The following is a 23,613-nucleotide window of genomic DNA, read 5'->3' on the forward strand; positions in this document are numbered from 1 at the left end:
TGATTGGGCTGACGCCTTCGCGAGCAGGCTCGCTCCCACATTGGATCTGTGTCGTTCACAAGTTTCCTGAGGGAGCGAGCCTGCTCGCGAAGGCAATCGAATGATCAATCCATTAACCGAGCCGTACCAAACAGACTGACCCGACTCAACTCCCCCGACTCTTCCTCCAGCAAAATCGGCGCCGTCCCCCCGGGCATGACGACTTTCACTTCGCAAGCCGTGACCCAACCCACCCGCCACGCCGCGCAAGCCACCGCACTGGCGCTGGTGCCCGACGACGCCGTCGGCCCCTCTCCACGCTCGAATACCCGCGCGACGACTCGCCCTTCAGACTCAAGCATCGCCCATTGCAGATTGATCCCCGCCGGGCACGGTCGGCCTTCCCCGGTCGGCATGGCATAGGCGATACGCATCAGCCCTTCGGACAATCCCGCTTGGCGCATCTGCTCATTACTCGGCAAGGCACCCGAGTTATCCACAAGCGTTACGCAATGCGGATTGCCAACCCGCACGAATTGACTTCGCGCCCACCCGGCATCCAGCAATGCCAATGGCTGTACGTGGCTGAGTTCGCGACCATTGAATGCCACGCCTTCAACCCCTTCGGCACTGACGGCCCCCGGCCCGAAGGCAGGCTTGCCCAAGTCCAGCCAAAAACCGTGCACACCTTCGATCTGCGCCAGTTTCACCGATGTTTCTCCCGGTGAAGGCATATCGGCCTTGTCATGATGAACCCTGAGCAGACACGCTTCATCCCTCGGCCAGAGCCCAAGGTCGCTGAGCGCCTGGGAAAAAATCGTCAGGCCGTTGCCGCTACGCTCGGCCAGGGTGCCGTCGGTGTTCACGATCAACAAATCAAAAGGATGCGACGACTGGAACGGCCCCACCAGCAAACCATCGCTACGATGGGCCTTGCTGCCCGGTGGTTGTGTGCCGGGGGCCCAGCCACAGCAAGCCTCGATGGCCGCCAACGCCCAGACCTTGCGGGTTTGCGCGGCGGCGCTGGCCTGATCGGGTATGTCGATACCACTGCTGCGCAAGTCCTCAGGCGCCACAACCATGTAGATATTGCCTCGTGCATCGTACCTCCGCGCCATGGCGCCCTCCCTTAAGGAAATCATTGGTCGGGCTCAACATATCGCGAAACACCGTCAGGCTGTGCAAGGATGTCACCCTGCCTGACCGCGAACCTGGGCGGACGCTGATCGAACCCTCACCGGTGAGTCACTGTCCCTTGGGTACGCGACGTTTTTTGCCAAGGATTGATATGACCAACCTCAACACTCAAACCGCATTTGTTCCCGGACGCCTGGAACAGATGTCCACGCGCATCGCCTTTTTCATTGCCGGCTTCGGTATCGCTGCGTGGGCGCCGCTGGTGCCCTACGCCAAGGCTCGGGCCGGGCTGGATGAAGGGACGCTCGGTTTGCTGCTGTTGTGCCTGGGGGTGGGGTCGATTCTGGCGATGCCGATGGCGGGGCTTCTGGCCACGCGTTTCGGCTGTCGCCGGGTGGTGAGTGCCGGGGTGTTGCTGATCTGTGCGGCCCTGCCGCTATTGGCGACGGTGACGTCGATTCCGGCGTTGATTGCGGCGTTGTTCATGTTCGGCGCGGGGCTGGGCACGGTGGATTCGACGGTGAACCTGCAAGCGGTGATCGTCGAACGGGCCAGCGGCAAGACCATGATGTCGGGTTTCCATGGGCTGTTCAGCCTGGGTGGGATTGTAGGTGCGGCGGGTGTCAGCGCCCTGCTCGGCTTTGGGGTTTCACCGCTGGGGGCAACGCTGGTGGTGATCGTGATGCTGCTGATCGCCCTGGCCAAGGCCGCGCCACACCTATTGCCCTACGGCAGCGAAAGTTCGGGGCCGGCGTTTGCTGTTCCCCATGGCATCGTGCTGTTCATCGGCGGGATGTGTTTCATCGTGTTCCTCGCCGAAGGCGCGGCACTCGACTGGAGCGCGGTGTTCCTGGCGCAGGAGCGCGGGATCGACACGGCGTATGCGGGGCTGGGTTACGCGGCGTTTGCGTTGACCATGACCGTCGGACGTTTGACCGGTGATTCGATCGTGCGTCGTCTCGGCGCTACCCGGGTGATTGTGTTCGGTGGGTTGACGGCCGCAGCGGGCCTGTTTGTGGCGACCTTCGCCCCGAGTTGGGAAGCGGCACTGGTGGGTTATGCATTGTTGGGGGCGGGTTGTTCGAACATTGTGCCGGTGTTGTACACCGCAGTGGGTAAACAGACGGTGATGCCCGAAAGCGTCGCCGTGCCGGCCATTACCACACTGGGTTACGCGGGCATTCTTGCGGGGCCTGCGTTGATCGGGTTTATCGCCCATGGCAGCAGTTTGAGTTTTGCCTTCGGGTTGATGGCGGTGTTGCTGGTGGCGGTGGCCATTGGCGGCAAGGTGTTGAAGGTTTAGAAGCTTCGTCGGAACGCCGCCCGGAGCAGGCTCGCTCCCACAAGATTTCGTGTGATCCCTGTGGGAGCGAGCCTGCTCGCGAAGAAGCCACCTCGGTCTATCAGAACCCGACGCTGGCCTGCACAAAGAACGTGCGCGGTGCACCGACGTACATCCCCGAGTTGTTGTCGCTGGAGCGGGTGAAGTACTGCTTGTCGAAAATGTTCTTCACCCCGGCGCCGACTTTCAGGTTCGAAAGCGTCGCACCGAAGTCATAACCGCCGCGCACGTTCCAGGTGACGTAGCCCGGGATGTCGCCGTACTGACCGTCCGCGGTGCCTTCGGTGATGTAGTTGCCGCTGAAACTGCCATCAGCGTTCACAGCCACGCCCGGCGAACGCTGTTTGGACTGGGCAAAGGCATCAAGGTTGTAGGTCCAGCGGTTGATGTCGTACCGCAAACCGGCAGTCGCCACCTGACGCGAATAGAACGGCAGGTCACGGCCCTTGAAGCCGGGGATCTCGCCTTCATAAACGGCACGCGTGTAGGTGAAACCAGCGTTGGCGGTCAGGCCGTCGAGCCGTGGGTCCAGTGCCGCCATGTCGTAATGCACCGAGGCTTCGAGGCCCTGGTGCGTGGTCGCGCCAAGGTTGGTCCAGCCCGCATCGTTGCTGATGTATTGCAACTCTTTATCGAAGTCGATGTAGAACAGCGTCACTTCGCCGCCCCACACATCATTGTTGTAGCGCGTGCCGACCTCGTAGGTCTTGGCCTTTTCCGGTTCCAGGCCATTCGCCGGTTCGTCACCCGCGCCACCCTGGCCGAGCTGGAAATACTGCAGGCTGCCGAACGAGGTTTCGTAGTTGGCGAACAGCTTCCACTCTTCCGACACGTGATACATCACGCTCAGGGCTGGCAGCGGCTCGTTGCTTTCGATGCTGCGGTTCTTTTCCAGCACCGGTTTGCCGGCGGTATCGAGCACCGGGCGGTCGTGCCAATCGGTGCTGATGTGTTCAAAGCGGATGCCGGGGGTGATGGTCCAGTTGCCGACGTCGATTTTGTTATCGACGTACACCGAGTTGGCTTCGGTGCCACCGGTGCGGTCCTGATAGACATGGCCGTCCGAGCTCTTGGTCGCAACCGGCTCGTTGTTGACCAGCGCCAGACGGCTCGCTTCTTCGTGCATGCCTTCCTTGAGGTAGCGATAACCGACACTGACTTCCTGGGTGGTCGGGCCGACGTCGAACACACGGGAGACCCGCGGTTCAATCCCGAAGGTGTAGTAAGTACGCGGGAACGAGCCGAGGGTTTTCTGATCGCGAGCGGCGATGTTGCTGCCACGGAAGCTGTCGGAATAGTAGGTCAGCACTTCGGCCTGGGTGCGGTCGTCGATCTGCCGTGCCCACTTGAACGAGACGTCCTTGCGGCGGCCGCTGAAGTTGTCGTTGTTGCGGTCGGACTGGAACGGATCGGCGTCGTACTGCGCCTGGGTCAGGCCCCCGGGCATGTCGGCGCTGGCGTCGTAGTAGTGAAAGTTGAGGCTGAAATCGTCCACATCGGTGGGTGCCCAGTGGGTCTTGAGGATCACGTCGTCGATGTCGTTGCCGTTGTTGCGCTCACGGTAACCGTTGCCATTCACGCCGGAATACAACAACGCCATGCCGATGCCGTTGTCCGCGGTGCCGCCGAGAAACGCCGTGTCGATGTGCTTCCAGCCACCGTGCTGGGAGGTTTCCAGGGTCGAGCCGATTTCACCCGTGGCTTTTTCCGGAATCGCGCGAGTGACGAAGTTGATCACGCCACCGACGTTCTGCGGCCCGTAACGCACGGAGCCGGCGCCACGAACCACGTCGATGCTGTCTAGGTTGCCGGAGGAAATCGGTGCCATGGACAATTGCGGTTGGCCGTACGGGGCGAACGCTGCCGGCACGCCGTCAATCAGCACAGTGGAGCGTGGCGACAGGCGCGAAGTCAGGCCGCGCACGCCGACGTTCAGGGAGATGTCGCTGCCGCCGGTACCGTTGGCGTCCTGCACTTGCACACCGGGCACGCGCTTCAACACGTCGCCGACGTTCATCGCGCCCTGCTCGACCATCGCCTCTCGGCGAATTACCGTACGCGCGCCGGGGTGGTTCTGCACCACGGCGGCATCGGCGTCACCGAGCCAGTTACCAACCACTTTGATGTCGGTCACGCCCAGCTCCAGCGGGCCGTTGGCAGCAGACGCCGGTGCAGGCATCAACGTGACCGAACCTTCATCGATCTGGTATTGCAGACCGCTGCCTTGCAGCAATTGGCGCAGCGCGTCTTCTGGCGAAAGGTTGCCGTCCACCGCCGGGGCCTGTTTGCCGGCGACCAGCTCAGGGCTGAAGAACACCTGCAGCGAGGTTTGCTGGCCCAGTTCACTCAGGGCCTGACCCAGGGGTTGCGCCGAAATGTGAATCGCGTCGGCGGCAAAAGCCTGGGGCAGCGCCGCGGTGACAGCCAGGGCGAGAGCGAGGCGCAACCAAGGTGATTTGTTGTTTTTAGCGGTGGATTTTTTCACGTCGAACGTAGTCCTGTGGATCGCAAGAGTGTGCGCTTGTTAATGCAAACCAGTTGCAGTTGGACAGGAAGACGATCAAGTCGAAAAAAACCTGAATTTATTTTGAAATTATTTCCTGACTGCCATCATCGAGGGTGCGCAAGGCCACCGGCAGAATGCTCGGCAAGGCCTTGAGCAGTGCGTCGGTGTTGTCGGATTTGAACACGCTGGTCAGGCGCAAATTGCCCACTTTGTCGTTGTCGACGGTGAGCGGTTTCGCCCGATAGCGCGAGACTTCCTCGGCGACATCGCTGAGTCTGGCGTTGTTGAACACCAGTTTGCCGCTGCGCCAGGCGGTCAGCTCGGCAGGGTTGACCGCGTAAGCAGCGGCCACTTTGCCTTGGGCATCGATGTGCGTACCGAGGCCGGCGGTGAGGCTGATGAAATCACTGTCCGCCGCTGCGTGCCCCTGAACCTTGACGGTGCCCTGCTCCACCACGACCCGGGTTTGGGCGGTGTCGCGGCGCACATCAAAACGGGTGCCGGTGACCGTGACCTTGCCGCTGCCCGCCTCGACCACAAAGGGCCGACGGGTATCGTGCTCGACGCTGAACATCGCTTCGCCCTGCGTCAGCTCGATGCTGCGGAGGTCGTTTTCATAACGCACCTGAACGCGGCTGCGGCTGTTCAGGTCGATCACCGAACCGTCCGGCAACGCCACATGACGTCGCTCACCCAAGGTCGTAGAAAATTCGGCGGTGTAGATTGCCGAGTGATTCAAACCGCTGAACAACCCCAAACCGAGCGCGACGGCCAACACACTGGCGGCCACTGCATAACGCACCAGCGGGCGGCGCTTGCTGCGTACTGGCGGGGTTTCACACAAGGCTTGCAGACGCGCCGCCGGCAGCAAATCCGCCGCCGACCACAAGCCCTGGAGCAACTGGAATTCATCACGATGCTGAGGGTGTTCGTCCAGCCAGGCTTCGAAGTGCCGATACTCTTCGACATTCACCGCAGGTTCCTGCAAACGCACAAACCACCGCGCCGCCTCGTCGCGAACCGTTGTTTGCCCGCACGCACAATCACGAGTATCCATCATGGAAGTTCCTGTTTGGCTGGGGATGAGAAGGCACTGCCGGTCATGACTGCAATCCGTCAAGGCGGTCGCGCAGATGCCGCAGCGTGCGGATCATATACTTTTCCACCATGTTCTTGGACAGTCCCAGGCGTTCGGCGATTTCGGCCTGGGTCAGGCCTTCGATCTTCTGCCAGACAAACACTTTGCGGCAGTTGACCGGCAACTCGGTGAGCGCCCGTTCGATGGAGTCAGCCAACTGGATCGCACGCATAAAATGCTCCGGGTCGCCGGACGACGACACACTGTGATCAACCGCCTCCGACTCCATGGCGCCCCGCCGATCCTCCCGCCGATAACCATCCACCGCGATGTTGCGCGCGGTCTGGTGCAAGTACGCCCGAGGTTGTACAACCGTCGTCGAATCGGACTCAAGCACCCTCACGAAGGTGTCGTGGGCCAGGTCCTCGGCCTGCTGACGATTTCTCAGGCGACGGGTCCAGGTCCCGACCAACTCTTCGTAATGCTCGAAAAAGCCGTGTCTGCGGGGCAGCTTGGGGGTCATTGCGGTGTGCTGTGAAGACGGGGCGTGAATAGTAATGCTTCCTATTAACTGGAAGCAATGGGATTAAGAACCCGTAGGAGTCGACCCGTTAAGGAACAACACGGACCGTAGCAGCTGGCGAAGCCTGCGTTCGGCTGCGTAGCAGTCGTGAAACCGGAGCGCGAGGTCTTCCTGAAAACCGCGTCGCCTGATTTCACGACTGCTGCGCAGCCGAACGCAGGCTTCGCCAGCTGCTATGTATGGACTCGCCCCCACTGTCTACCCGCTTTTAAAAAAACTGCCGCCCCGTTGCATCTATGTATTAGGCCTACTCGAGGAAGCCGTCGTCGGCTTCTGGCCAAAATTGGAAGAGCTCGTGGCATGCCGATTACAGTCAGGCCTCGAAGGCCACTAGCAGCTTAGGCATCTATCCACGCCGGTCTTACCAGGGGTCAATGTTTTTTCAGCAACAGGTTGGTCAGTAGGTACCTCGGTGGCAGAACTCGGTGGATCAGTGGCTCATCGTCGCTTGCTGGCCGTCGGCGGGCTGGCGACGATAAGTCTGGTCATTCTGTAAAAGCACCCAGACGATGCGCAGGTTGCGATTGGCCAACCTGACCGCTGCGTCCTTGCGGCCCAATCGGCTCATCCAGCGCAACAAACGGCGGTCGTCGGGCTGTTGGGAATCAGGTCGCAACTGCTGCAATACCGCGTGGGCACCCTGGATCATCAGGCTGCGCAAATAGCTATCGCCTCGCTTGGTCATGTCCCCCAGTTGAATCGTCTTCCCGCTGCTGTGCTGATCAGGGACCATGCCGAAGTACGCGGCGAACATGCGAGCATTGGGAAAACGCTCAGGCTTGGTTTCCTTGGCCACCAGCGCCGTAGCGGTGATTGGGCCGATACCGCGCACAGTCATCAACCGTTTGGCTGTCTTGTCGGCGTTCGCGGCCACTTCCAGGCGTCCCGTCAGGACGTTGATGCGCTCGCCCAAATGGCGCCACTCGGCCAACAGTTCGTCGATCAGTTCGCGCAACATGGCAGGCACCGGCTGAGTGGCATCCTCCAATATCCGCGGGATTCTCTGGCTGATCGCGACGTCGCCCTGTGCCAGCGCAATCCCGTGCTCAAGCAGCAGGCCGCGCATCTGATTACTCACGGCGGTGCGGCGACGCACGTAACCTTGACGAGCGCGATGCAGTGCCTGCATGGCCAGCGCTGCGACACTTTTGACCGGCACTGCGCAGATCTTTTCGTCGCGACCGGCACGCAGGATTGCCAGCGCATCGTTACGATCATTTTTAGGGCCGCTGCGATGCTTGGCCACCAGACCGGCAGGAAGGATCCGCGCCAGGTTGCCTTGATCCTGCAACTGCCGGGCCCAAGCTTGAGCGCCCGGGCCGGTCTCCATCAGGACCACGACATGAGGCGGCAGCTGGCGGAGAAACTCGTAGAACGCCTCGCGCGACTTGATCCGCTGCTCATAATGCACCTTGCCGAGGGCGTCTTCGCCGGCGAGCTGGAAAACATGCTTGGCCAGGTCGACCGCCACGGTAGTGCAGGCCGATAAATCGGCAGAAGACAAAGATTGATCAATCGAAGTATGCTTTTTCATGGACTCGCCCTCGCTGTCGTTGGCTGTTTAGACTGCCACCGTGGCGCATTGACGCCTCGGCGTGGGCGAGTCCATTCAATTACAGATCATGTTTTGGCTTAACTGATCGGCAATACGCGGAAAAAGGCGTTCTTTTTTCTACGTTGAACCTGCACCTGCAGTCGTCGTCCGACGACATCCATCAAATCACAGCCATCGCGCAGTGACGTCACCAACACCCGCGCCAGTTCACTGTGGACGCCCTCGCCAAACACAAACGCAAACGCTTTGCGAGCGCAACCCGAACGACATAAAAACAGGGACTGCCGTTAATGGCCCACCCTACCCGCAGCAAATTACTTTCATAGTTTTAGTTTGTTTTTCAGACTATTCAAAACCTTCGCTCTGCTTTCGAGAAACTCACTCAATCCTTTTGCACGAAGAGCACATGCATCACAGTCGCCGCATCCGCTTCCCATTATCCCGTTGTAGCAAGTCAATGTATGGTAACGAATCAAATCCAGCTGCTTATGGTAATCAGCCAAGGCCCAAATCTCTGCCTTATTCAGCCGCATAAGCGGCGTCTCGAGTCGTATCTTATAGTCCATGCCCAAGTGAATAGCGCTGTTCAACACCTTAACAAACTCATCGCCACAATCAGGATAACCAGAGCTCTCTGTTTCACACACACCTGTGATGACAGCCTCAGCGCCCACTTGATAGGCATAAATAGAAGCCAACGTTAAAAACAGAATATTCCTGCCAGGCACGAACGTATTCGGCACGCCCTCCCCCGAACTCTTTGCAATTGGAATGTGATCGCGCGTCAAACTGCTAATAGCCAGTTCGCTCAACAATGAAGCATCCAATACTTTGTGTACCTTCACACCAAGCTGTTTCGAAAGCTGTTGCGCCACTTCGATTTCCGCACGATGACGCTGGCCATAATCAAACGTGATGCAATGAATTTCATCGTACATCGGCAATGCATGGATCAAGCAGGTGGTTGAGTCTTGTCCGCCGCTGAAAACGATAACGGCCTTTCTGGTCATGGTTCGTTCTTCCTTGGGGTGTCTCGGCAGGGTGCCGGGGCCGTTGACCCTACCGGGAAGCTCAAACTCTGGGTGTGGGAGGTTTCCGAAATGACCGTCTCCGATTTCCGTTTGTGTCATTTCTATGCTGGATTCCCGAGCGTCAACTGTTGAGGAGAACGCGTGCGCTTGCTCGCGAAAGCAATTGATCACTCAACATTGATGCTGACTGACCTGCCGCTATCGTCGGATCGCCGCCCGGAGCAAACTCGCTCACACATTTGATCAGCGTCGTACACAGAATTTGTGTTCATTGAAGATCTAGCGCGGAAGAGAGCTTGCTCGCGATGAACGATTACACGGTGCCTCAGTGGTTACTTGGGCAGTTCGATTATGGCGGTTTCAAGCCTTTGGAAGATCCATTCTGTAACCCGCCCCCGGCGCACCTTCATGCAACGCTGACTGAATGTTCGCATACAAGGCGTTCGCCTCTTGGGTAGTGATTGATCGCGAACAATCACGCAGTACAACGCGCAGAAGCACATTTTCCTGGCCCGGCAGCAGTCCGAGGCATTCAATTGCCTGCACAGGTAAACCCGAGAATCCCCAACGTCCCTTGACCTGCATCTCCTCAATCCAGTCAGAGTTGTCGCCAGCAGCTTGTAACATCCTCTCGGTCAACACTTCCTCACTTAACCCTGGCGTTACCGCCAACGAAATATCACGAGCAATCGAAGGCAAACGTGATACAGCGCTCCAGGGATTCAAATCATGCATCTGCGCCTGTACTCGTACGTTCTGATCACGTAGCAAGCGAATATCCGGAATTCCCTTGCGCAGCATGGTCAGTCGATCCAACCCCATCCCGAGCGCCGATGCGCATTGAGCCTTGGGTGTAATTACTCCTGAGGCATTTTGCGGAAGCCTACCGCCAGACGGTTCCAGCTGTTGATGGTGGAAATCGCCATGGTCAGGTCGACCATTTCCTTGGGCGTGAACTGCGCAGTGGCCAGTTCGTAATCTTCGTCAGGGGCATGGGTCTGGCTCAGCAGCGTCAAGGATTCGGTCCAGGCCAGCGCAGCACGTTCGCGCGGTGTGAAGAACGGCGTTTCACGCCAGACCGACACCCCATACAGCCGACGCTCGGTTTCGCCACCCTTGCGGGCATCGGCGGTGTGCATGTCGACGCAGAAGGCGCAGCCATTGATCTGGGAAGCACGCAGCTTGACCAGTTCAATCAACGATTTTTCCAGTGGCAGCTTCGAGACAGCGGTTTCCAGCGCAATCATGGCTTTGAGTGCTTCTGGGGAAGCAGTGTAGAAATCAATACGCGGTTGCATGGGGGGTTCCAGTCAAAAGGGTGGGGAGCTACGTTAATCCCGCACTGACCTGCAGCAAATAGCCAATTATTGGGAAGATGAGGATGCCAATGGGCGGGCTTGAAAATAATCTATAGGGGTAATTGCCATCACCGCACTGACACCACTAGAATGCGATTCATTCTTGATAGCGCGGCCAGGATGCCGGAAACGAGTGCCTCCTGCCCATGTCGTCCTCATCCGAAATGCCTCTGCCAGCGGCTACTTCGCCGAATTCCGAATCGCGTTGGCACCTGGAAACCTTATTGTGGGAAATGCCGGAACAGGCACGCGAAGCCTTTTTGCTCGCCCAGATTCATGGACATGGCCGCGCCCGGATCGCAGCACGGCAGTCGGCGCATAAAAAACCGCTGACCCGTCGACAAACCCTGGCTTATCTAGCCTTGCTGTTGATCGCCGGCCCCGTCGGCATGATTTGGCAACATGCGCCGTTCGAGTACTGGAACAGTCATGACCGTACCCTGGTCGGCGCACAACTTGTTGGCCAGGCGCCGGCTGCCGACTCACTCGATTGCACCCACGCCCATGACCTTCAAGCCCCTACGCTCGATTGCGCAGCCACTGCAAAAATCCCTTCTTCTGCACAACCCTAGGCGCTTCCTGAGTCAACGTCTGAGCCTTGTTCAAGCGGAAATCCAGCAACGCCTTCATCGCTTCGCCGATGTCATGTCGCGCATCCAGACACGGTTTGAGGTACTCCTTCTCGATCCGGTACAAGCTGCAGAACGTCTTGGCGCTGAAGTCCGCCGGTAGCGCCGTATCGGACAAAATCCCGCCCTCGCCGATCACCTCACCCGGCCCCATGCGCCCGGACTCGAACTTGACCCCACCACGGCTCAGCTCCACCGACACGACGCCGGATTCGATGATGAACAAATGATCGCTGACCTCCCCCGCCGGCAGGATCATTTCACCGGCGCGGAAGTTTTGCAGGGTCATGTTCTGGCTGAAGGTTTCTTTCTCTTCCTGACGCAGGGTCGAGAAAATGTTCGAGGCGTCCAGCAATGCCCGTGGCCGTGACAGGTTGGCAGGTGCATTGGGTTCTACGTTCGACAACAGGCTGACGCCGCTGGCCTGCAAGTGCCGGAATGCCAGGTCGAACAGTTGATTACGGACCATGCGCTTCTGGTCCATGGAGACCACGAAACCACTGATTTCGTATTCCACGCCGGTGGCGCTGGAGCCTTTCAACGCTACACACGGCGCCGGTTTGTTCAATAGATAACGGCACCCCTCCATCGCCCGCTCCAGCGCTTCAATGACGGTTTGCGGACGCGCGTGCGGGCTCAATTGCAAGCCGATGGAGACGCCAAAAATGTCACTGGGCCGGCTGAAATTAATGATCTTGGCCTTGGCCGCCAGGGAGTTGGGGATCACCGCCATGCTGCCCTGGGCCGTTTGCAGGCGCGTCGCGCGCCAGTCGATATCGGCGACCCGACCTTCGGTTCCGTCGATCGAGATCCAGTCATCCAGTTGATAGGGTTTGGTGGTGTTCAGGACGATCCCGGAGAACACGTCGCTGAGGGTACTTTGCAAGGCCAGGCCGACGATGATTGCCAACGCGCCGGAGGTCGCCAGAACGCCCTTGACCGGCAGATCGAGTACGTACGCCAAAGCCGCGATAATCGCGATCAGGAAAATCACCGCGCCGAGCAAATCCTGCAGCAAGCGCCCGGTGTGCCCGACCCGTTGCATCATCACCGCGCCGATCAGCACCGTCAGGGTGCGCGCGCCGAACAGCCACCAGCCGATCTGCAATCCGGTGGCCGCCAGGTGCAGCGGGACGTTGTCGGCCCAGGGCGCCGGTTCCATGGGGTTCAGACCTTCGTTGAACAGCAGGACACTGAACAACAAAAAAATCACCAGCCGCACCACCAGTTTCCAGTTGCTGCCATTGGCACTGAGCAGGCGCCATAGCCCAAGATCGATAAGGATCAAAATCATCGCGCAGATCAACGGGTGATCGGTAAGCAGTGACAGCATCAAGCAACTCCAGCGAAGGCCAATGAACGGAAGATCGCACACATTTCCCTTGTGGAGTTATAGCTTTGAAAAACAAAAAAGGGCCTCGAATGAGACCCTTTTCTATTCATCGATCCAACATTACTTGCTGTTGGTCAGCGCGTTGTAGCTGGTAAACAGGTTGCGGTAGTCCGGGATGTGGTTGGAGAACAAGGTGCCCAAGCCTTCCACGTCGTTGCGCCAGTCGCGATGCAGCTCACAGGCCAGGCCGAACCAGGTCATCAACTGTGCGCCGGAGGCCGACATGCGGTCCCAGGCCGATTGACGGGTCAGTTCGTTGAAGGTGCCTGAAGCGTCAGTCACCACGAACACCTCGAAGCCTTCAGCCAGTGCCGACAGCGCCGGGAACGCCACGCACACTTCGGTCACCACGCCGGCGATGATCAGTTGTTTCTTGCCGGTCGCCTTGATCGCCTTGACGAAGTCTTCGTTGTCCCAGGCATTGATCTGGCCAGGACGGGCGATGTACGGCGCGTCCGGGAACAGCGCCTTGAGCTCGGGCACCAGCGGGCCATTGGGGCCGGTTTCGAAACTGGTGGTGAGAATGGTCGGCAACTTGAAGTACTTGGCCAGGTCAGCCAGGGCCAACACGTTGTTCTTGAAACGGTCCGGGTCGATGTCGCGCACCAGTGAAAGCAGACCCGCCTGGTGATCAACCAACAGAACGACGGCGTTATCCTTGTCGAGACGTTTGTAAGAGGTAGTCATGGGAGTAATCCTCGCTTTTTATCGATGCCGAATGGGCCGGCGTGAGAGAAACCTGATAGTTCGTTAAAACGCGGCCAAGCAGGGTAGTCACCCTCGCCCGGCACGCCACAGCGTTACAACTATGAGTTCAACCGCTCATCCGACCGAACCGGCCTGACTGGAAGTCAGCAAAGGCCTGGTGGATTTCCTGCTCGCTGTTCATCACGAACGGGCCATGGCCGACGATCGGCTCGTCGATCGGCTCGCCACTGAGCAGCAACACGACGGCATCGTTATTGGCTTCCAGGCTGAGCTGCTGGCCATTGCGTTCGAACAACGCCAACTGCCCTTCGCGCACCAGTTCCACACCGTTGACCTGAACCGTGCCACGCAACACTACAAGTGCCGTGTTACGACCTTCGTGCAGGTCCAGGGTCAGCAACTTGCCGCCGTTGAGGCGCAGGTCCCAGACGTCAATCGGGGTAAACGTGCGCGCGGGGCCGGTGTGGCCGTCGAACTCACCGGCGATCAAGCGCAGGCTGCCGGCCTGGTCCTTGAGCGGGATGCTCGGGATGTCGCCATCGAGAATCGTCTGGTAACCGGCGTCGGCCATTTTGTCCTTGGCCGGCAGGTTGACCCACAACTGAACCATTTCCAGGGTGCCGCCGGTTTTGGCGAAACCTTCTGAGTGGAACTCTTCGTGGAGAATCCCGGAGGCTGCGGTCATCCATTGCACGTCGCCTGGGCCGATCTTGCCGCCGCTGCCGGTGGAGTCGCGGTGTTCCAGTTCGCCCTTGTAAACGATAGTCACGGTTTCGAAACCGCGGTGTGGATGCTGACCAACGCCACGACGCTCGGTGGTGGGGGTGAATTCAGCGGGACCGGCGTGATCGAGCAGCAAAAACGGGCTGATGTGCTTGCCCAGGTTGTCGTAGGAAAACAGCGTGCGAACCGGAAAACCGTCGCCGACCCAATGGGTCCGTGGGCTGGTGTAGATACCGATGATGTTTTTCATTCCGCCTCCGAATCTGGTGTGTGACGCGATGGACAAAGCTTAAAACTGAACCCTTTGATGCACTAGACTGCAAAAATCAGCCTTAGCGTTCTATATGGAGAACGATGGTGGAAGACCTCAACACCCTCTACTACTTCACCCAAGTGGTGGAGCACCACGGTTTCGCCCCGGCCGGTCGGGCGCTGGACATGCCCAAGTCGAAGCTGAGCCGGCGGATTGCCGAGCTCGAAGAGCGCCTCGGTGTGCGCCTGCTGCACCGCACCAGCCGGCATTGTTCACTGACGGAAATCGGTCAGGCCTATTACCAGCGTTGCCTGGCGATGCGCGTGGAGGCCGAAAGCGCTGCCGAACTGATCGAACGCAACCGCTCCGAACCCCAGGGCCTGGTGCGCATCAGTTGCCCGACCGCGCTGCTCAACTCTTGGGTCGGGCCGATGTTGACCCGCTACATGCTCAAGTACCCGCTGGTGGAGTTGTTCATCGAGAGCACCAACCGCCGGGTCGACCTGATCCACGAGGGGTTCGACATCGCCCTGCGGGTGCGCTTTCCGCCGCTGGAAAATACCGACATGGTGATGAAGGTGCTGGGCAACAGCACCCAGTGCCTGGTGGGCAGTCCGGCCTTTGTGTCGCGCCTGTCTTCACCGGCCTCCCCAGCTGACCTCAGTGGGTTGCCGAGCCTGCACTGGGGCGCGGCGCAGCGTGAATATCAGTGGGAATTGTTTGGGGCCGATGGCGCCAGTGCGGTGATTCGGCATGCGCCACGAATGGTCACCGATGACCTGTTGGCGTTGCGTCACGCCGTGGTGGCCGGGATCGGTATCGCTCACCTGCCCAGCGTGGTGGTGCGCGATGACATTGCCGCGGGCCGTCTGGTGGAACTGGTGCCGGGCTGGGCACCCAAATGCGGGATCGTGCACGCCATCTTCCCTTCACGCCGTGGGCTGCTGCCGTCGGTGCGTGCATTGATCGACTTTCTGGGCGAGGAATTCAGCCACAGCGATATTGCTTAGAAGCCCGTACACACTCCATGTAGCTGGCCGAGGGGCGGATTTATGACGTGGATGGGCGGTTGTACGCGACGGGGTCGACCACCTGCATGATTCTTGAGGCGCGGGGGTAAGGCTTTAAACCGAGTCGCGGCCTGCGCGAGCAACCTCGCTCCCACATTGGATTTGCGTACACCACAGATCCCCTGTGGGAGCGAGCTTGCTCCGGGCGGCGTTCCGACGAAGGCGCCAGATCAAACACCACAAAGCCTTCTGCCACCCCGATTCATGACTTGCGGTAAACATTGCTTTGCCGATCCAGCGGTTTTTCTCATGGGATGGCGCGGGTACAATCCCACGCCTCATAGTGAGTGGCAAAGGAAGTGCGGGTTTGGAAGGGATTTTGCGTGTTGGCTGTCTGGCGGGCCTTGTCGTCATGATGGCCGGTTGTGGAACCATGATCGGGCGCGTCAGCAATGGCATGTCGGACGTGGCTTATTACAAAGGCGTCGACGGCGGTTTGCAGCTCCTCGGCGTGACAGGAAAGGAAAGCAAACCCGCGGCGATCATCTGTTACATCATGATTGTCTGTCCGCTGATCACCGTCGTGTCCCTGCCGGTAGACGCCGCACTCGACACCGTTCTGCTGCCAGTCGACTACGTCAACACCCTCTGAAGTCGGCCCTCCGTTTATCGTCGAGGGCGTTTGGCCTTCGGTTTCTGCGCGGGCTCCTGCACTTTGCGATAAACCCACACCCCGAACACGCCAATAAGCAAAATAAACACGGTTCCTATGCATTGCGACACGAACTCGACCCAGAACCGTCGTGGATGCAAGGCCAGCGCATAGGTGTCGCGCGGGCCGCGGTTGTTGGTGGTGATGGAGCCGCTGATCCAGCTGTCGATCAGCATGTAGATCGAGGCACCGATGGCGAAGGCAATCAGCACGCCAACCAGCACGGTCAGCCAAAACGTCACGCGGCTTTGGCGTTCAGGAGAGCGCCGGTTCTTCCTGTTGCTCAATCAGTGGTTGTCGCACATTCGACGGTCGCCCGGCGAGGTGCGCACACTCGGCAATCACCTTCAGAATCTCGATCACGCCAGGGGTCAGCGCTGTGCCAAGGCAGATGCGCACGCCTGTGGTTGCATGGCCATCGGCGAAAAAGATCCCGCTGCCGGCCACGTGGCATCCGCGTTCGGTGGCCAACTGTTGCAGTGCGGGCATGTCGGTGTGCCCAGGCATTTCGATCCAGTGGATGAAGCCTCCGCGCGGTGGCACGTACACGGTTCCCGAAGGGAAATCTGTGCGCACCAGCGCTTCGACAAAGCTCGCCAGCGATGACAGTTGCGACCTGAGCCTGGCGCAGTGTTCTTCCATGTAGCCGCGCCCGATAAATTCGTTGAGAACATTTTGCGCAAGGCTGGAAACCGCCAGGTTGCGCGAAAACATTTGCGCAAGAATGGCATTGCGGTACTTGCCGGCCAGGCACCAACCGACGCGATAACCGGGTGCGATGGTTTTGGAGAATGACGAACAGTAAATCGTCTGCCCGCTGGTGTCGTAGCTCTTGATGGCGCGCGGGCGCTCTGTTTCCGGCACCAGGTCGAAGAAAATGTCGTCCTCGATAATCGGCACGTCCGCTTCGCGCGCGATCTGTGAAAGTCGTGCGCGCGTTTCATCGGGCATGATGAAACCACGGGGATTCTGCAGGGTTGGGTTGAGAAAGATCACCGCGACCTTTTTTAGTTTCAACGCTTCTTCGAGGTGATCGACGTCCAGGCCCAGTTTGCCGTGAGTGCGGATCGGCAGGGCGCGCATGCCCAAGCGTTCGATGGTCTGCAAGATGCCGTAATAGGTCGGCGTTTCGATGGCGACCGTAGCGCCTCTTGGCGCGACGGCTTCGAGGGCCAGTTCCAGGGCAATGGTGTCACCCGAGGTCACGAGGATATCGTCCGGCCCGCAGACCACGCCGCGAGTCAGCATCAGCCCGGCGATGCGCCGTCGCAGCGCCGGCAGGCCCGGCGGCGCGACCAGTCCGGTCAGCGAGTTGTCAGCCTTGCCGGCCAGCACTGAAAGGCATTTGTTGAGGAGCACATTCGGTGTGAGGTCGCTGTGCAGGACGGCCGAGTTCAACGACGCGGTGGTCCGCGAGGCCGCTTGGGAGAGCATCGCGACCACCGCATGATTGATGTTGACCGTGACACTGGAGAAATCAAACCCGCTGGCGGGTTTGGCCTGCCCGGAGGCCGAGACGAAATAGCCTACACGGGGGACGGTCGACACATAGGCATCGGCTTCTAGATCAGCCAAGGCACGCTGAACGGTAGTGATGCTGGTTTCAAACATTCGCGCCAGGGTGCGGATCGAGGGCAGTTTTGTTTCGGCTGCCCAATCACCACTTTCGATCTGACGAATAATCCAGTCCTTGACTATCCGCCAGCGTTTGTCCGGTAAATCAAACCTGTCCATAAGTTCTCTGTTATTTCTCGAAACAATTCAGAGAAAGTAGAGCAAAACGACTCCCGTTGCAGCAACTATGACGATGTTGAGGGCGACCAGTCCGAAGGCGAATCGAATCAGGTTGTTTTCTTCATGCCGATTGGCGCCCGCCAGCCCGGTGATCAGCGACAGAATCGACAGCGACCCCAGTGCACCATGCCCGGCGGCACTGTTGACCATCGCGGCCAGCCACGCCCCGTGTTCGCTGGTCAGCGCGGCGATGGACGGCATGACGAGGGTGTTGCCGCCGACGTTGGAACCGGTGACGTAACCGGCGATACCCGCCAGCAAGGCGATCGTCGGCGCCAGGGAAATCCCCGACAACGATTGCAGTGTGCGCTGTGCCTCGACGAGGAAACCGGCGTTGACCATCACCTGAGAAAGCAGCAGGAACAGGAAAATCGTCGTGACCGGAAACTTCGCCCGATTGAACAGCGCGCGCCATGGGAAACCCGCTGCGGCGCTTTGTTTGATCGCCATCAGCAGGGTAACAATCAGCAGCGCCAGGCCTGGGGATGCCAATGGCTTCCACGAAACGTGCTCGCCCTTGACGATCCACAGCGCATCCCAGCCCGACATAACAAACAACCCGCGCGACGCCACGATCACCCCCAGCAAGGCCAGATAAGGCCATGCCGCGCTCGGCCAACGCACCAGTTTCTTGCGTTGCGCATACGAGATGCCCAGACCTACGCAGGCCACGGCAAGACCGGCCAGCACACCGGAGACTTCCGGGCCCATCCACAGGTTGATGGAAAACAGCACGGCGACGAACAGCGCCGTCACCACAATCAGCCCGAGCCACGGCGAGACGGTGCGGATGCCGCCCTGCCACATGGCGATGGCGGCCAGGCAGAGGAACACCGGCGCACTGATCAGCGCTGAATGGCTGCCAAGGGTTTCCGCCGGCAAGTGCGCTAGCAACGCGCCGATCACCGTGGCCAGACCCAAGGTGCCCCATGGCATGATGACCATGCCGGCCAGGGCAATTTTCATCCCCGACTGACGCGTGAACAGGCCCATGAGCAAGGGCACGGTAGCGATCAGCGAGACACCGAAACCGGTCATCGCTTCCAGCAGCGGCGCCAGGCCCAGCACGATGAAGATGACTTGTGCCGGTGGCGTCCAGCCGAGCTCCTTGACCCAGGCGCCGATGGCCTGCGGCGCACCACCGCGCTCGACCAGGATGACGAAGGCCAGCCCCGGTACGATCACGCACGCGGTGCTGAGAAACAGGATCGTGGTGTCCTGAAAGATCGCCGCGGTGATCGTCGTGGACACAGGCCCGGCCGCGCCCAATGCCCACAGCACGAGCACCAGCACCACACCCGCCAGCGCGGCTTGTACCGGTGGCCGGCGGACGATCAGGATCAATGCGATCACCAGAGCGATCGGCGACATTTGCAACAAGAGAGAGCTCATACACAGTTTTCCTTAACTTAATCGTGAGTCTGCCCGCTGTACTCGGTCGCCCGCATGGACGCGCGCTCACAAAAAGTCTGATACCACTCGGTCAGGCGTGCTTGAGCGGAAAAGTCCGATAGTTGGCGAAAGGCAATCCAGTCGAGCGCAGTCGCCAGGGCAATGTGGCCGATGGTGATCGGGCCATTGAGGTCGACGTGTTCTTCGATGAAGCGGTAAGCCTCTTTGAGTTTGAAGGCTTGACCGTCGGCGTAGGCCGGATAGCGCAAGGCCTCCGGGCGACGCTCGACTTCCCAACGCAGCTTGATGCCGACATCGCACATGCCCTGCGCCAAGGCCTGAAGGCGCAGCGCCTTATAGCGCTCGGGGCCGCTTGCCGGGATGAGTTTCGGCCCGTCGCTCAGGTCGTCGAGGTATTCACAAATCACGATGGAGTCGAACAGCGCCGTGTCGTCGGGCAGCATCAGCACCGGTACTTTGCCCAACGGGTTGGCCTTGTAGATGACCTCATTAGGCGACGTCGGGCTGGTCTCGTGGTGGATGACTTCCAGGTTCGAAGCAATCCCGAGTTCGTGAGCCAGCACCAGTACTTTGCGGGCGTAGGGCGAATGCGTCTGGTAGAAAAGTTTCATGCTGGAGTACCTGCCTGGAGGATTGCAGTGGCCGCGCGATGGGCGTCCATGAACAGACGCGAGGGCGCACCCGCCGAGGTGACGTAGTGGTTGTAGTAGCAAGAGCCTTCGGCGAGCGGGCCGAGTACCCAGATGTTGCGTACCGGTTCGCCCGAAATCGACTTGGGATGACACGCCGCATCGACATCGATGCCGTCGATACCCGGCTCGTTGCTCCTCGGACGGATCAGGCCCAGTCGCGCGAGATCGCGCACCGGCGCGCTGTCGCTGTTGGTCACGCCACTGCCCTGGACATAGCCGGCAACACGCCGGAAGTTGTCTATCGCAGGTCGTGAGCCGGGCTTGAGGAACGTCAGCAGGCCCGCGTCACACAGGGCGAGCAGGTCGGCGTGGCGCTCTTTCTGCGGGCCGGCGACGAGGCGGTTGATCGCCTTGTGCCAACGGCCGTAGAACTGGCGATGCGAGGCGTCGGTCAGCCCGTCGAAATCCACGGCTTCGCGCAGTCGGTCACGCAGATCGCGCCAGACCTCGATGGCCGCTTTGATCGCTGATTCCCCACGCCCAAGCCGCGATTCGTACAGGTCAGCTTCGATCGTGTCGTAGATCCAGGCGTGATAGTTGTAAGGCGTCACGTCGTCGGGCAGTGCGTGCCAGATCAGCGCCTGCGGATTGATCGAGCCGCAGGTAGCTTCGTAATCGCGCAGCAACGCTTCGCAAGCGACAACCCCGGGACTGCCCGCAACACTGACGGCCCTGAGTTGTGCCAGCACCTGCTCCGGCCCTGATTGGCCGTGCAGGACGGCGACGGCTGCAGCCCGCATCTCCAGCAGCATGAGCGGCAGGATGTCCTGCTCGAAATCCAGTTGTCGGTTTTGTGCATTCGCGCGCAAGGCTTCGATGCGCGCACTCGTCAGCAGCACGGCTTGGTGGCGGGGATTTTCTATCAGGCCATTGGGACGGGTTCGAAACGGCAGCCCGTCCCGCGACTGAATAAAGATCACCGGCTCGCGACCTGACGGTTCATAGGCGTGACTGGCGTCGGCCATCCGCTTGTAGTGTCCGCCCCGTCCAGAGGTGAGCGCCGCCAAGGTGTCCATCGCGCCCAGTCCCAGACCTTCGATCAGCACGGTTTCGCCGGGCTCAATGGCATCGAGGCTGCGAGGCAGCGGATAGATGTTCTCGACGCGTTTGTGATCAGCAGTTTGCAGGCGACCGGTGTGGCCGACCGTCAGGATCAGCTGATCCACCGTCACCGCAGCCCCTGAAGCGCTTTTCAGAAGGTACTGATGATCCTCGTTGCGCTCGACAGCCGTGACGGCTTGTTGATGCAGATTCACGCTCACCCACTGAGGGGCCGTGGCGAAGAATTGCGCAAAGGCGTCAGCCAGGTAAGCACCAAGCAAATGACGCGGCAGGAAGTCCTGCGGCTCGACATCGCGTCCATTGGCGGCGAGCAAGCCGCTGTCCGGATCGACCTTGAGCCGCTGCGCGCGGCACCACGTCAGGAAATCCGGCCCCGATCGTTCCCGCGCATCCGCAAGGTTCCCGAATGCTGCCGCATCCGGGAATACCCCGAGCTGGCCGGCAACGGTGTTGAGCAGCAGGTAGTCCGGTTGGTCCGGCCAATGCGCGCCGCTACCGAGCACATTGGGATCGAAAATGTCGATGACGACGGGTTGCTCCGGGCGCTCTTCAGCAAGGCTCAACAGGCGTTCGAAAATCGACAGCCCGCGCGATCCGCAGCCGACCAGGCCGATGTGCAGAGGCGCCTTCACCATCTGCGCTCCTCCCCGAAGAAGGATGGAATGGCGACAGCCGAAGCGTCCTTGACCGCGATGTCGTGGATCATTCGGCCAATCGCCAGATCGAGAATGCCCATGCCGAACGGCGAATAGATCAGCGGTTTGTCCGTGGCGACTTGCAGATCGCCGCGAATCAGCTGCGCCACGGTGCCGGTGACGAACTTGCGATGACCATACTTCTGCTCGGCCAGGTGCGGCGAGGTATTGGCTTTCAGGCAATGGGTGACGTCGTCGAAGTAGTTGTAACTTTCCTCGATGATTTCTGCGCCGATATCACGCAGCGAGATGTTCAGCACGATCTGCCCCGGGCGGAATGTCCCTCTGCCTTTGACATAAGGCTCGCCGGCACTGGTCGCGAACACCACGATGTCGGCGGTCAGTGCGTCTGCAAGCGACAACAGCCGCACATCCGGCAGGCCGAGTTGTTCGCCGAATGTGGCCAGTGCTTGAGCGGATTCGAGGTTGAGGTCATGAATGCCGACACTGTCGAAAGACCAATCGTCGGCGATGAACGTCTCAAGGATGTTACGGGAAATCACCCCGCCACCAATGATCGACAGCCTTGGCGCGCTGCGGCGTTGGCCATTGAGCCACCAGGCGCCGAGCACCGCCGACGCCGCCGTGCGCACCGCGCTGATCAGCGCGCCTTCCAGAAGGGCATAGGGATAGCCAGTGTCCGGTTCGTTGAGGATCAGCACCGCCGACGCGCGCGGAATGCCCGACTTGATGTTATCGGGATAACTGGCAATCCACTTGATCCCGGAGACCGATTGATCGCCCTCGCTGTCGACGATCGCCGCCGGCAAGGCAATGATCCGGTTCGCCGGTTCCGCCGGAAAACGCAGAAAGTAACTGTCGGGATTAACGGTTTCGCCGCGTTCATGGGTCAGGTAAGTCTGCGCGACGATCTCGATGGCTTCCTGACGAAGTCCGTTGAGTATGTCCTTGACGACTGCGCCGGGAATGACGTGGAACGGTTGAATCGAAGTCTGAGTGGTCATTGGGAATTACGCCGAAAGCGCCAGAGCGATTTCTGGGAAAAGTGGATGCAGCGCTGCTGGGCCGATGCGCTGGGAAACCCAGTCGTCGGAATAGATGGTTTCGAGGTAGCGCTCACCCATGTCCGGGGAGATCGCCATAACGACATCGTCGGGACGAATGTTCGGCGCCCATTGCTGGATACCCGCGAGGACAGTGCCGGTGGAGCCGCCGAAGAGCAGACCGTAGCGTTGCGCCAGCCAGCGGCAGACCTTGATCGTCTGTTCCTCGGGAATCGACAGGAAGTCGTGAATACCGGACGGCTCGAATATCTCCGGCAGGCGGCTGGTGCCGAGCCCCGGAATATGGCGCGTACCCCCCGGTAGACCAAACGTGACCGAGCCGACGGTATCGACGGCGATGACTTTGGTGTGCGGATGATGTTCGGCGAAGTAGTTCTTGCAGCCCATCAGCGTGCCGGTCGTACCAGCGCCGACAAACAAGTAATCCACGTGTGGAAACTTATGGGCAATGGACCTGGACGTCGCTTGATAGTGGGCGAAGGGGTTGGTCGGATTCTTGTATTGATTGAGCCAGATGTAGTCCGGGTTTTGCGCGACCATTTGCTCGATCAAACGAATGCGCGAATTAAGGTAGCCGCCGTTCTCGTCACGCTGATCAACCATGATCATCTCGGCACCCAGTGCCTGCATGAGCTTTCTGTTCGGCGCAGAAATATTGGGGTCGATCACACAGACAAACTTGTAACCCTTGGCGGCGCAGACCATGGCCAGCGCGACCCCCAGATTCCCCGACGAAGATTCGACCAGCCGAGTTTTATGGGTAATCCGGCCCTGGTTTTCCAGATCCGTAACGAGGGCGTGGGCGGTTTTGAGTTTTATTGATCCGGCAGGATTCAGTCCTTCGATTTTCAGTTGGATCGTTGCGCTGCAAAGATCCCCAATCTGCACATAACTATCTTCATTGATAAGTTGCTTGATCATACGTCGTCCGTTTC

22 protein-coding genes and 1 pseudogene are annotated in these 23,613 nt (G+C 59.7%); 5 read left to right on the top strand and 18 right to left on the bottom strand.

Features of this window, described 5'->3' with window-relative positions:
• Positions 1 to 104: 104 nt before the first annotated feature.
• Positions 105 to 1,097 carry a diaminopimelate epimerase gene (locus QFX16_RS19925; RefSeq protein ID WP_283181033.1) on the bottom strand — a complete coding sequence of 331 codons (993 nt, stop codon included), beginning with the start codon at positions 1,095 to 1,097 and terminating at the stop codon, positions 105 to 107.
• A gap of 170 nt (positions 1,098 to 1,267) precedes the next feature.
• Here QFX16_RS19925 and QFX16_RS19930 point away from each other — a divergent pair, with 170 nt between their 5' ends.
• A complete protein-coding gene (locus QFX16_RS19930) occupies positions 1,268 to 2,419 on the top strand; it encodes an MFS transporter (RefSeq protein ID WP_056740119.1) in 1,152 nt (383 codons plus the stop codon).
• Positions 2,420 to 2,519: 100 nt separating this feature from the next.
• Here QFX16_RS19930 and QFX16_RS19935 read toward each other — a convergent pair whose 3' ends face one another.
• From QFX16_RS19935 to QFX16_RS19965, 7 genes are all read right to left on the bottom strand, one after another.
• Positions 2,520 to 4,943: a TonB-dependent siderophore receptor gene (locus QFX16_RS19935; protein ID WP_283181034.1), complete on the bottom strand. Its 2,424-nt coding sequence runs from the start codon at positions 4,941 to 4,943 to the stop codon at positions 2,520 to 2,522.
• A 97-nt stretch (positions 4,944 to 5,040) separates the two neighbouring features.
• Positions 5,041 to 6,024 carry a FecR family protein gene (locus QFX16_RS19940; protein WP_283181035.1) on the bottom strand — a complete coding sequence of 328 codons (984 nt, stop codon included), beginning with the start codon at positions 6,022 to 6,024 and terminating at the stop codon, positions 5,041 to 5,043.
• 40 nt (positions 6,025 to 6,064) lie between these two features.
• Positions 6,065 to 6,565 (bottom strand): sigma-70 family RNA polymerase sigma factor, encoded by a 501-nt coding sequence (locus QFX16_RS19945; protein ID WP_283181036.1) that lies wholly within the window; start codon positions 6,563 to 6,565, stop codon positions 6,065 to 6,067.
• 490 nt (positions 6,566 to 7,055) lie between these two features.
• A complete protein-coding gene (locus QFX16_RS19950; protein ID WP_283180771.1) occupies positions 7,056 to 8,159 on the bottom strand; it encodes an IS110 family RNA-guided transposase in 1,104 nt (367 codons plus the stop codon).
• 341 nt (positions 8,160 to 8,500) lie between these two features.
• Entirely contained in the window at positions 8,501 to 9,190 is a 690-nt protein-coding gene (gene queC / locus QFX16_RS19955) for a 7-cyano-7-deazaguanine synthase QueC (RefSeq protein ID WP_283181037.1), read from the bottom strand.
• A gap of 381 nt (positions 9,191 to 9,571) precedes the next feature.
• Complete coding sequence (locus tag QFX16_RS19960) at positions 9,572 to 10,114, bottom strand: tRNA ligase subunit PheS family protein (RefSeq protein WP_283184607.1); 543 nt, start codon at positions 10,112 to 10,114, stop codon at positions 9,572 to 9,574.
• The gene (locus QFX16_RS19965) at positions 10,069 to 10,509 is read right to left on the bottom strand and encodes a carboxymuconolactone decarboxylase family protein (protein ID WP_283181038.1); all 441 of its coding nucleotides are present in this window, start codon (positions 10,507 to 10,509) and stop codon (positions 10,069 to 10,071) included. Before QFX16_RS19965 ends, QFX16_RS19960 begins: the two co-directional genes overlap by 46 nt.
• 206 nt (positions 10,510 to 10,715) lie before the next feature.
• Here QFX16_RS19965 and QFX16_RS19970 point away from each other — a divergent pair, with 206 nt between their 5' ends.
• Positions 10,716 to 11,141, top strand: coding sequence for a hypothetical protein (locus QFX16_RS19970; RefSeq protein WP_283181039.1), 426 nt, complete (start codon positions 10,716 to 10,718; stop codon positions 11,139 to 11,141).
• Here the strand turns inward: QFX16_RS19970 and QFX16_RS19975 are convergent.
• The 3 genes from QFX16_RS19975 to QFX16_RS19985 all read right to left on the bottom strand — a co-directional run bounded on the left by QFX16_RS19975 (position 11,089) and on the right by QFX16_RS19985 (position 14,272).
• Positions 11,089 to 12,531 carry a mechanosensitive ion channel family protein gene (locus QFX16_RS19975; RefSeq protein WP_283181040.1) on the bottom strand — a complete coding sequence of 481 codons (1,443 nt, stop codon included), beginning with the start codon at positions 12,529 to 12,531 and terminating at the stop codon, positions 11,089 to 11,091. The two genes, QFX16_RS19970 and QFX16_RS19975, sit on opposite strands and share 53 nt — an antisense overlap.
• A gap of 120 nt (positions 12,532 to 12,651) precedes the next feature.
• On the bottom strand, positions 12,652 to 13,278 hold the full coding sequence (gene ycaC / locus QFX16_RS19980; protein ID WP_283181041.1) for an isochorismate family cysteine hydrolase YcaC: 627 nt from the start codon (positions 13,276 to 13,278) through the stop codon (positions 12,652 to 12,654).
• Positions 13,279 to 13,405: 127 nt separating this feature from the next.
• The gene (locus QFX16_RS19985; protein WP_283181042.1) at positions 13,406 to 14,272 is read right to left on the bottom strand and encodes a pirin family protein; all 867 of its coding nucleotides are present in this window, start codon (positions 14,270 to 14,272) and stop codon (positions 13,406 to 13,408) included.
• 104 nt (positions 14,273 to 14,376) lie between these two features.
• Here QFX16_RS19985 and QFX16_RS19990 point away from each other — a divergent pair, with 104 nt between their 5' ends.
• From QFX16_RS19990 to QFX16_RS20000, 3 genes and pseudogenes are all read left to right on the top strand, one after another.
• Positions 14,377 to 15,285: a LysR substrate-binding domain-containing protein gene (locus QFX16_RS19990; protein ID WP_129437126.1), complete on the top strand. Its 909-nt coding sequence runs from the start codon at positions 14,377 to 14,379 to the stop codon at positions 15,283 to 15,285.
• A gap of 23 nt (positions 15,286 to 15,308) precedes the next feature.
• Positions 15,309 to 15,395: pseudogene (locus QFX16_RS19995) on the top strand (PaaI family thioesterase); the annotation flags it as partial.
• Positions 15,396 to 15,652: 257 nt separating this feature from the next.
• Entirely contained in the window at positions 15,653 to 15,937 is a 285-nt protein-coding gene (locus tag QFX16_RS20000) for a YceK/YidQ family lipoprotein (RefSeq protein WP_283181043.1), read from the top strand.
• Between the two features lie 14 nt (positions 15,938 to 15,951).
• On the opposite strand, the gene QFX16_RS20005 is transcribed toward QFX16_RS20000, so the two are convergent.
• Genes QFX16_RS20005 through sbnA form a run of 7 tightly spaced genes read right to left on the bottom strand, consistent with a single transcriptional unit; the run spans position 15,952 to position 23,599 of the window.
• Complete coding sequence (locus tag QFX16_RS20005) at positions 15,952 to 16,239, bottom strand: hypothetical protein (RefSeq protein WP_283181044.1); 288 nt, start codon at positions 16,237 to 16,239, stop codon at positions 15,952 to 15,954.
• Positions 16,240 to 16,252: 13 nt separating this feature from the next.
• Positions 16,253 to 17,731, bottom strand: coding sequence for an aminotransferase-like domain-containing protein (locus QFX16_RS20010; protein WP_283181045.1), 1,479 nt, complete (start codon positions 17,729 to 17,731; stop codon positions 16,253 to 16,255).
• Between the two features lie 27 nt (positions 17,732 to 17,758).
• Positions 17,759 to 19,183 (bottom strand): L-lactate permease, encoded by a 1,425-nt coding sequence (locus tag QFX16_RS20015; protein ID WP_283181046.1) that lies wholly within the window; start codon positions 19,181 to 19,183, stop codon positions 17,759 to 17,761.
• A gap of 17 nt (positions 19,184 to 19,200) precedes the next feature.
• Positions 19,201 to 19,815, bottom strand: coding sequence for a glutathione S-transferase family protein (locus tag QFX16_RS20020; RefSeq protein WP_129437132.1), 615 nt, complete (start codon positions 19,813 to 19,815; stop codon positions 19,201 to 19,203).
• Positions 19,812 to 21,593, bottom strand: coding sequence for an FAD/NAD(P)-binding protein (locus QFX16_RS20025; RefSeq protein ID WP_283181047.1), 1,782 nt, complete (start codon positions 21,591 to 21,593; stop codon positions 19,812 to 19,814). Before QFX16_RS20025 ends, QFX16_RS20020 begins: the two co-directional genes overlap by 4 nt.
• Positions 21,587 to 22,618 carry a 2,3-diaminopropionate biosynthesis protein SbnB gene (gene sbnB, locus QFX16_RS29805; RefSeq protein WP_439900092.1) on the bottom strand — a complete coding sequence of 344 codons (1,032 nt, stop codon included), beginning with the start codon at positions 22,616 to 22,618 and terminating at the stop codon, positions 21,587 to 21,589. The genes QFX16_RS20025 and sbnB overlap by 7 nt, the downstream gene beginning before the upstream one ends.
• Before the next feature lie 6 nt (positions 22,619 to 22,624).
• Entirely contained in the window at positions 22,625 to 23,599 is a 975-nt protein-coding gene (gene sbnA / locus QFX16_RS29810; protein WP_439900093.1) for a 2,3-diaminopropionate biosynthesis protein SbnA, read from the bottom strand.
• Between the last annotated feature and the right edge of the window lie 14 nt (positions 23,600 to 23,613).

Source organism: Pseudomonas svalbardensis (assembly GCF_030053115.1).
GTDB classification, from domain to species: domain Bacteria; phylum Pseudomonadota; class Gammaproteobacteria; order Pseudomonadales; family Pseudomonadaceae; genus Aquipseudomonas; species Aquipseudomonas svalbardensis.

Bases quoted from the DNA above. Each gene is read 5' to 3' on its own strand.
- QFX16_RS20015 (WP_283181046.1), bottom strand. From the start codon at position 19,183: ATGAGCTCTCTCTTGTTGCAAATGTCGCCGATCGCTCTGGTGATCGCA.
- QFX16_RS19985 (WP_283181042.1), bottom strand. From the start codon at position 14,272: ATGAAAAACATCATCGGTATCTACACCAGCCCACGGACCCATTGGGTC.
- ycaC (WP_283181041.1), bottom strand. From the start codon at position 13,278: ATGACTACCTCTTACAAACGTCTCGACAAGGATAACGCCGTCGTTCTG.
- QFX16_RS19925 (WP_283181033.1), bottom strand. From the start codon at position 1,097: ATGGCGCGGAGGTACGATGCACGAGGCAATATCTACATGGTTGTGGCG.
- QFX16_RS20025 (WP_283181047.1), bottom strand. From the start codon at position 21,593: ATGGTGAAGGCGCCTCTGCACATCGGCCTGGTCGGCTGCGGATCGCGC.
- sbnB (WP_439900092.1), bottom strand. From the start codon at position 22,618: ATGACCACTCAGACTTCGATTCAACCGTTCCACGTCATTCCCGGCGCA.
- QFX16_RS20020 (WP_129437132.1), bottom strand. From the start codon at position 19,815: ATGAAACTTTTCTACCAGACGCATTCGCCCTACGCCCGCAAAGTACTG.
- QFX16_RS19975 (WP_283181040.1), bottom strand. From the start codon at position 12,531: ATGCTGTCACTGCTTACCGATCACCCGTTGATCTGCGCGATGATTTTG.
- QFX16_RS19930 (WP_056740119.1), top strand. From the start codon at position 1,268: ATGACCAACCTCAACACTCAAACCGCATTTGTTCCCGGACGCCTGGAA.
- QFX16_RS19965 (WP_283181038.1), bottom strand. From the start codon at position 10,509: ATGCAACCGCGTATTGATTTCTACACTGCTTCCCCAGAAGCACTCAAA.
- QFX16_RS19970 (WP_283181039.1), top strand. From the start codon at position 10,716: ATGTCGTCCTCATCCGAAATGCCTCTGCCAGCGGCTACTTCGCCGAAT.
- QFX16_RS19950 (WP_283180771.1), bottom strand. From the start codon at position 8,159: ATGAAAAAGCATACTTCGATTGATCAATCTTTGTCTTCTGCCGATTTA.
- QFX16_RS20010 (WP_283181045.1), bottom strand. From the start codon at position 17,731: ATGGACAGGTTTGATTTACCGGACAAACGCTGGCGGATAGTCAAGGAC.
- QFX16_RS19940 (WP_283181035.1), bottom strand. From the start codon at position 6,024: ATGATGGATACTCGTGATTGTGCGTGCGGGCAAACAACGGTTCGCGAC.
- QFX16_RS19990 (WP_129437126.1), top strand. From the start codon at position 14,377: ATGGTGGAAGACCTCAACACCCTCTACTACTTCACCCAAGTGGTGGAG.
- sbnA (WP_439900093.1), bottom strand. From the start codon at position 23,599: ATGATCAAGCAACTTATCAATGAAGATAGTTATGTGCAGATTGGGGAT.
- queC (WP_283181037.1), bottom strand. From the start codon at position 9,190: ATGACCAGAAAGGCCGTTATCGTTTTCAGCGGCGGACAAGACTCAACC.
- QFX16_RS19945 (WP_283181036.1), bottom strand. From the start codon at position 6,565: ATGACCCCCAAGCTGCCCCGCAGACACGGCTTTTTCGAGCATTACGAA.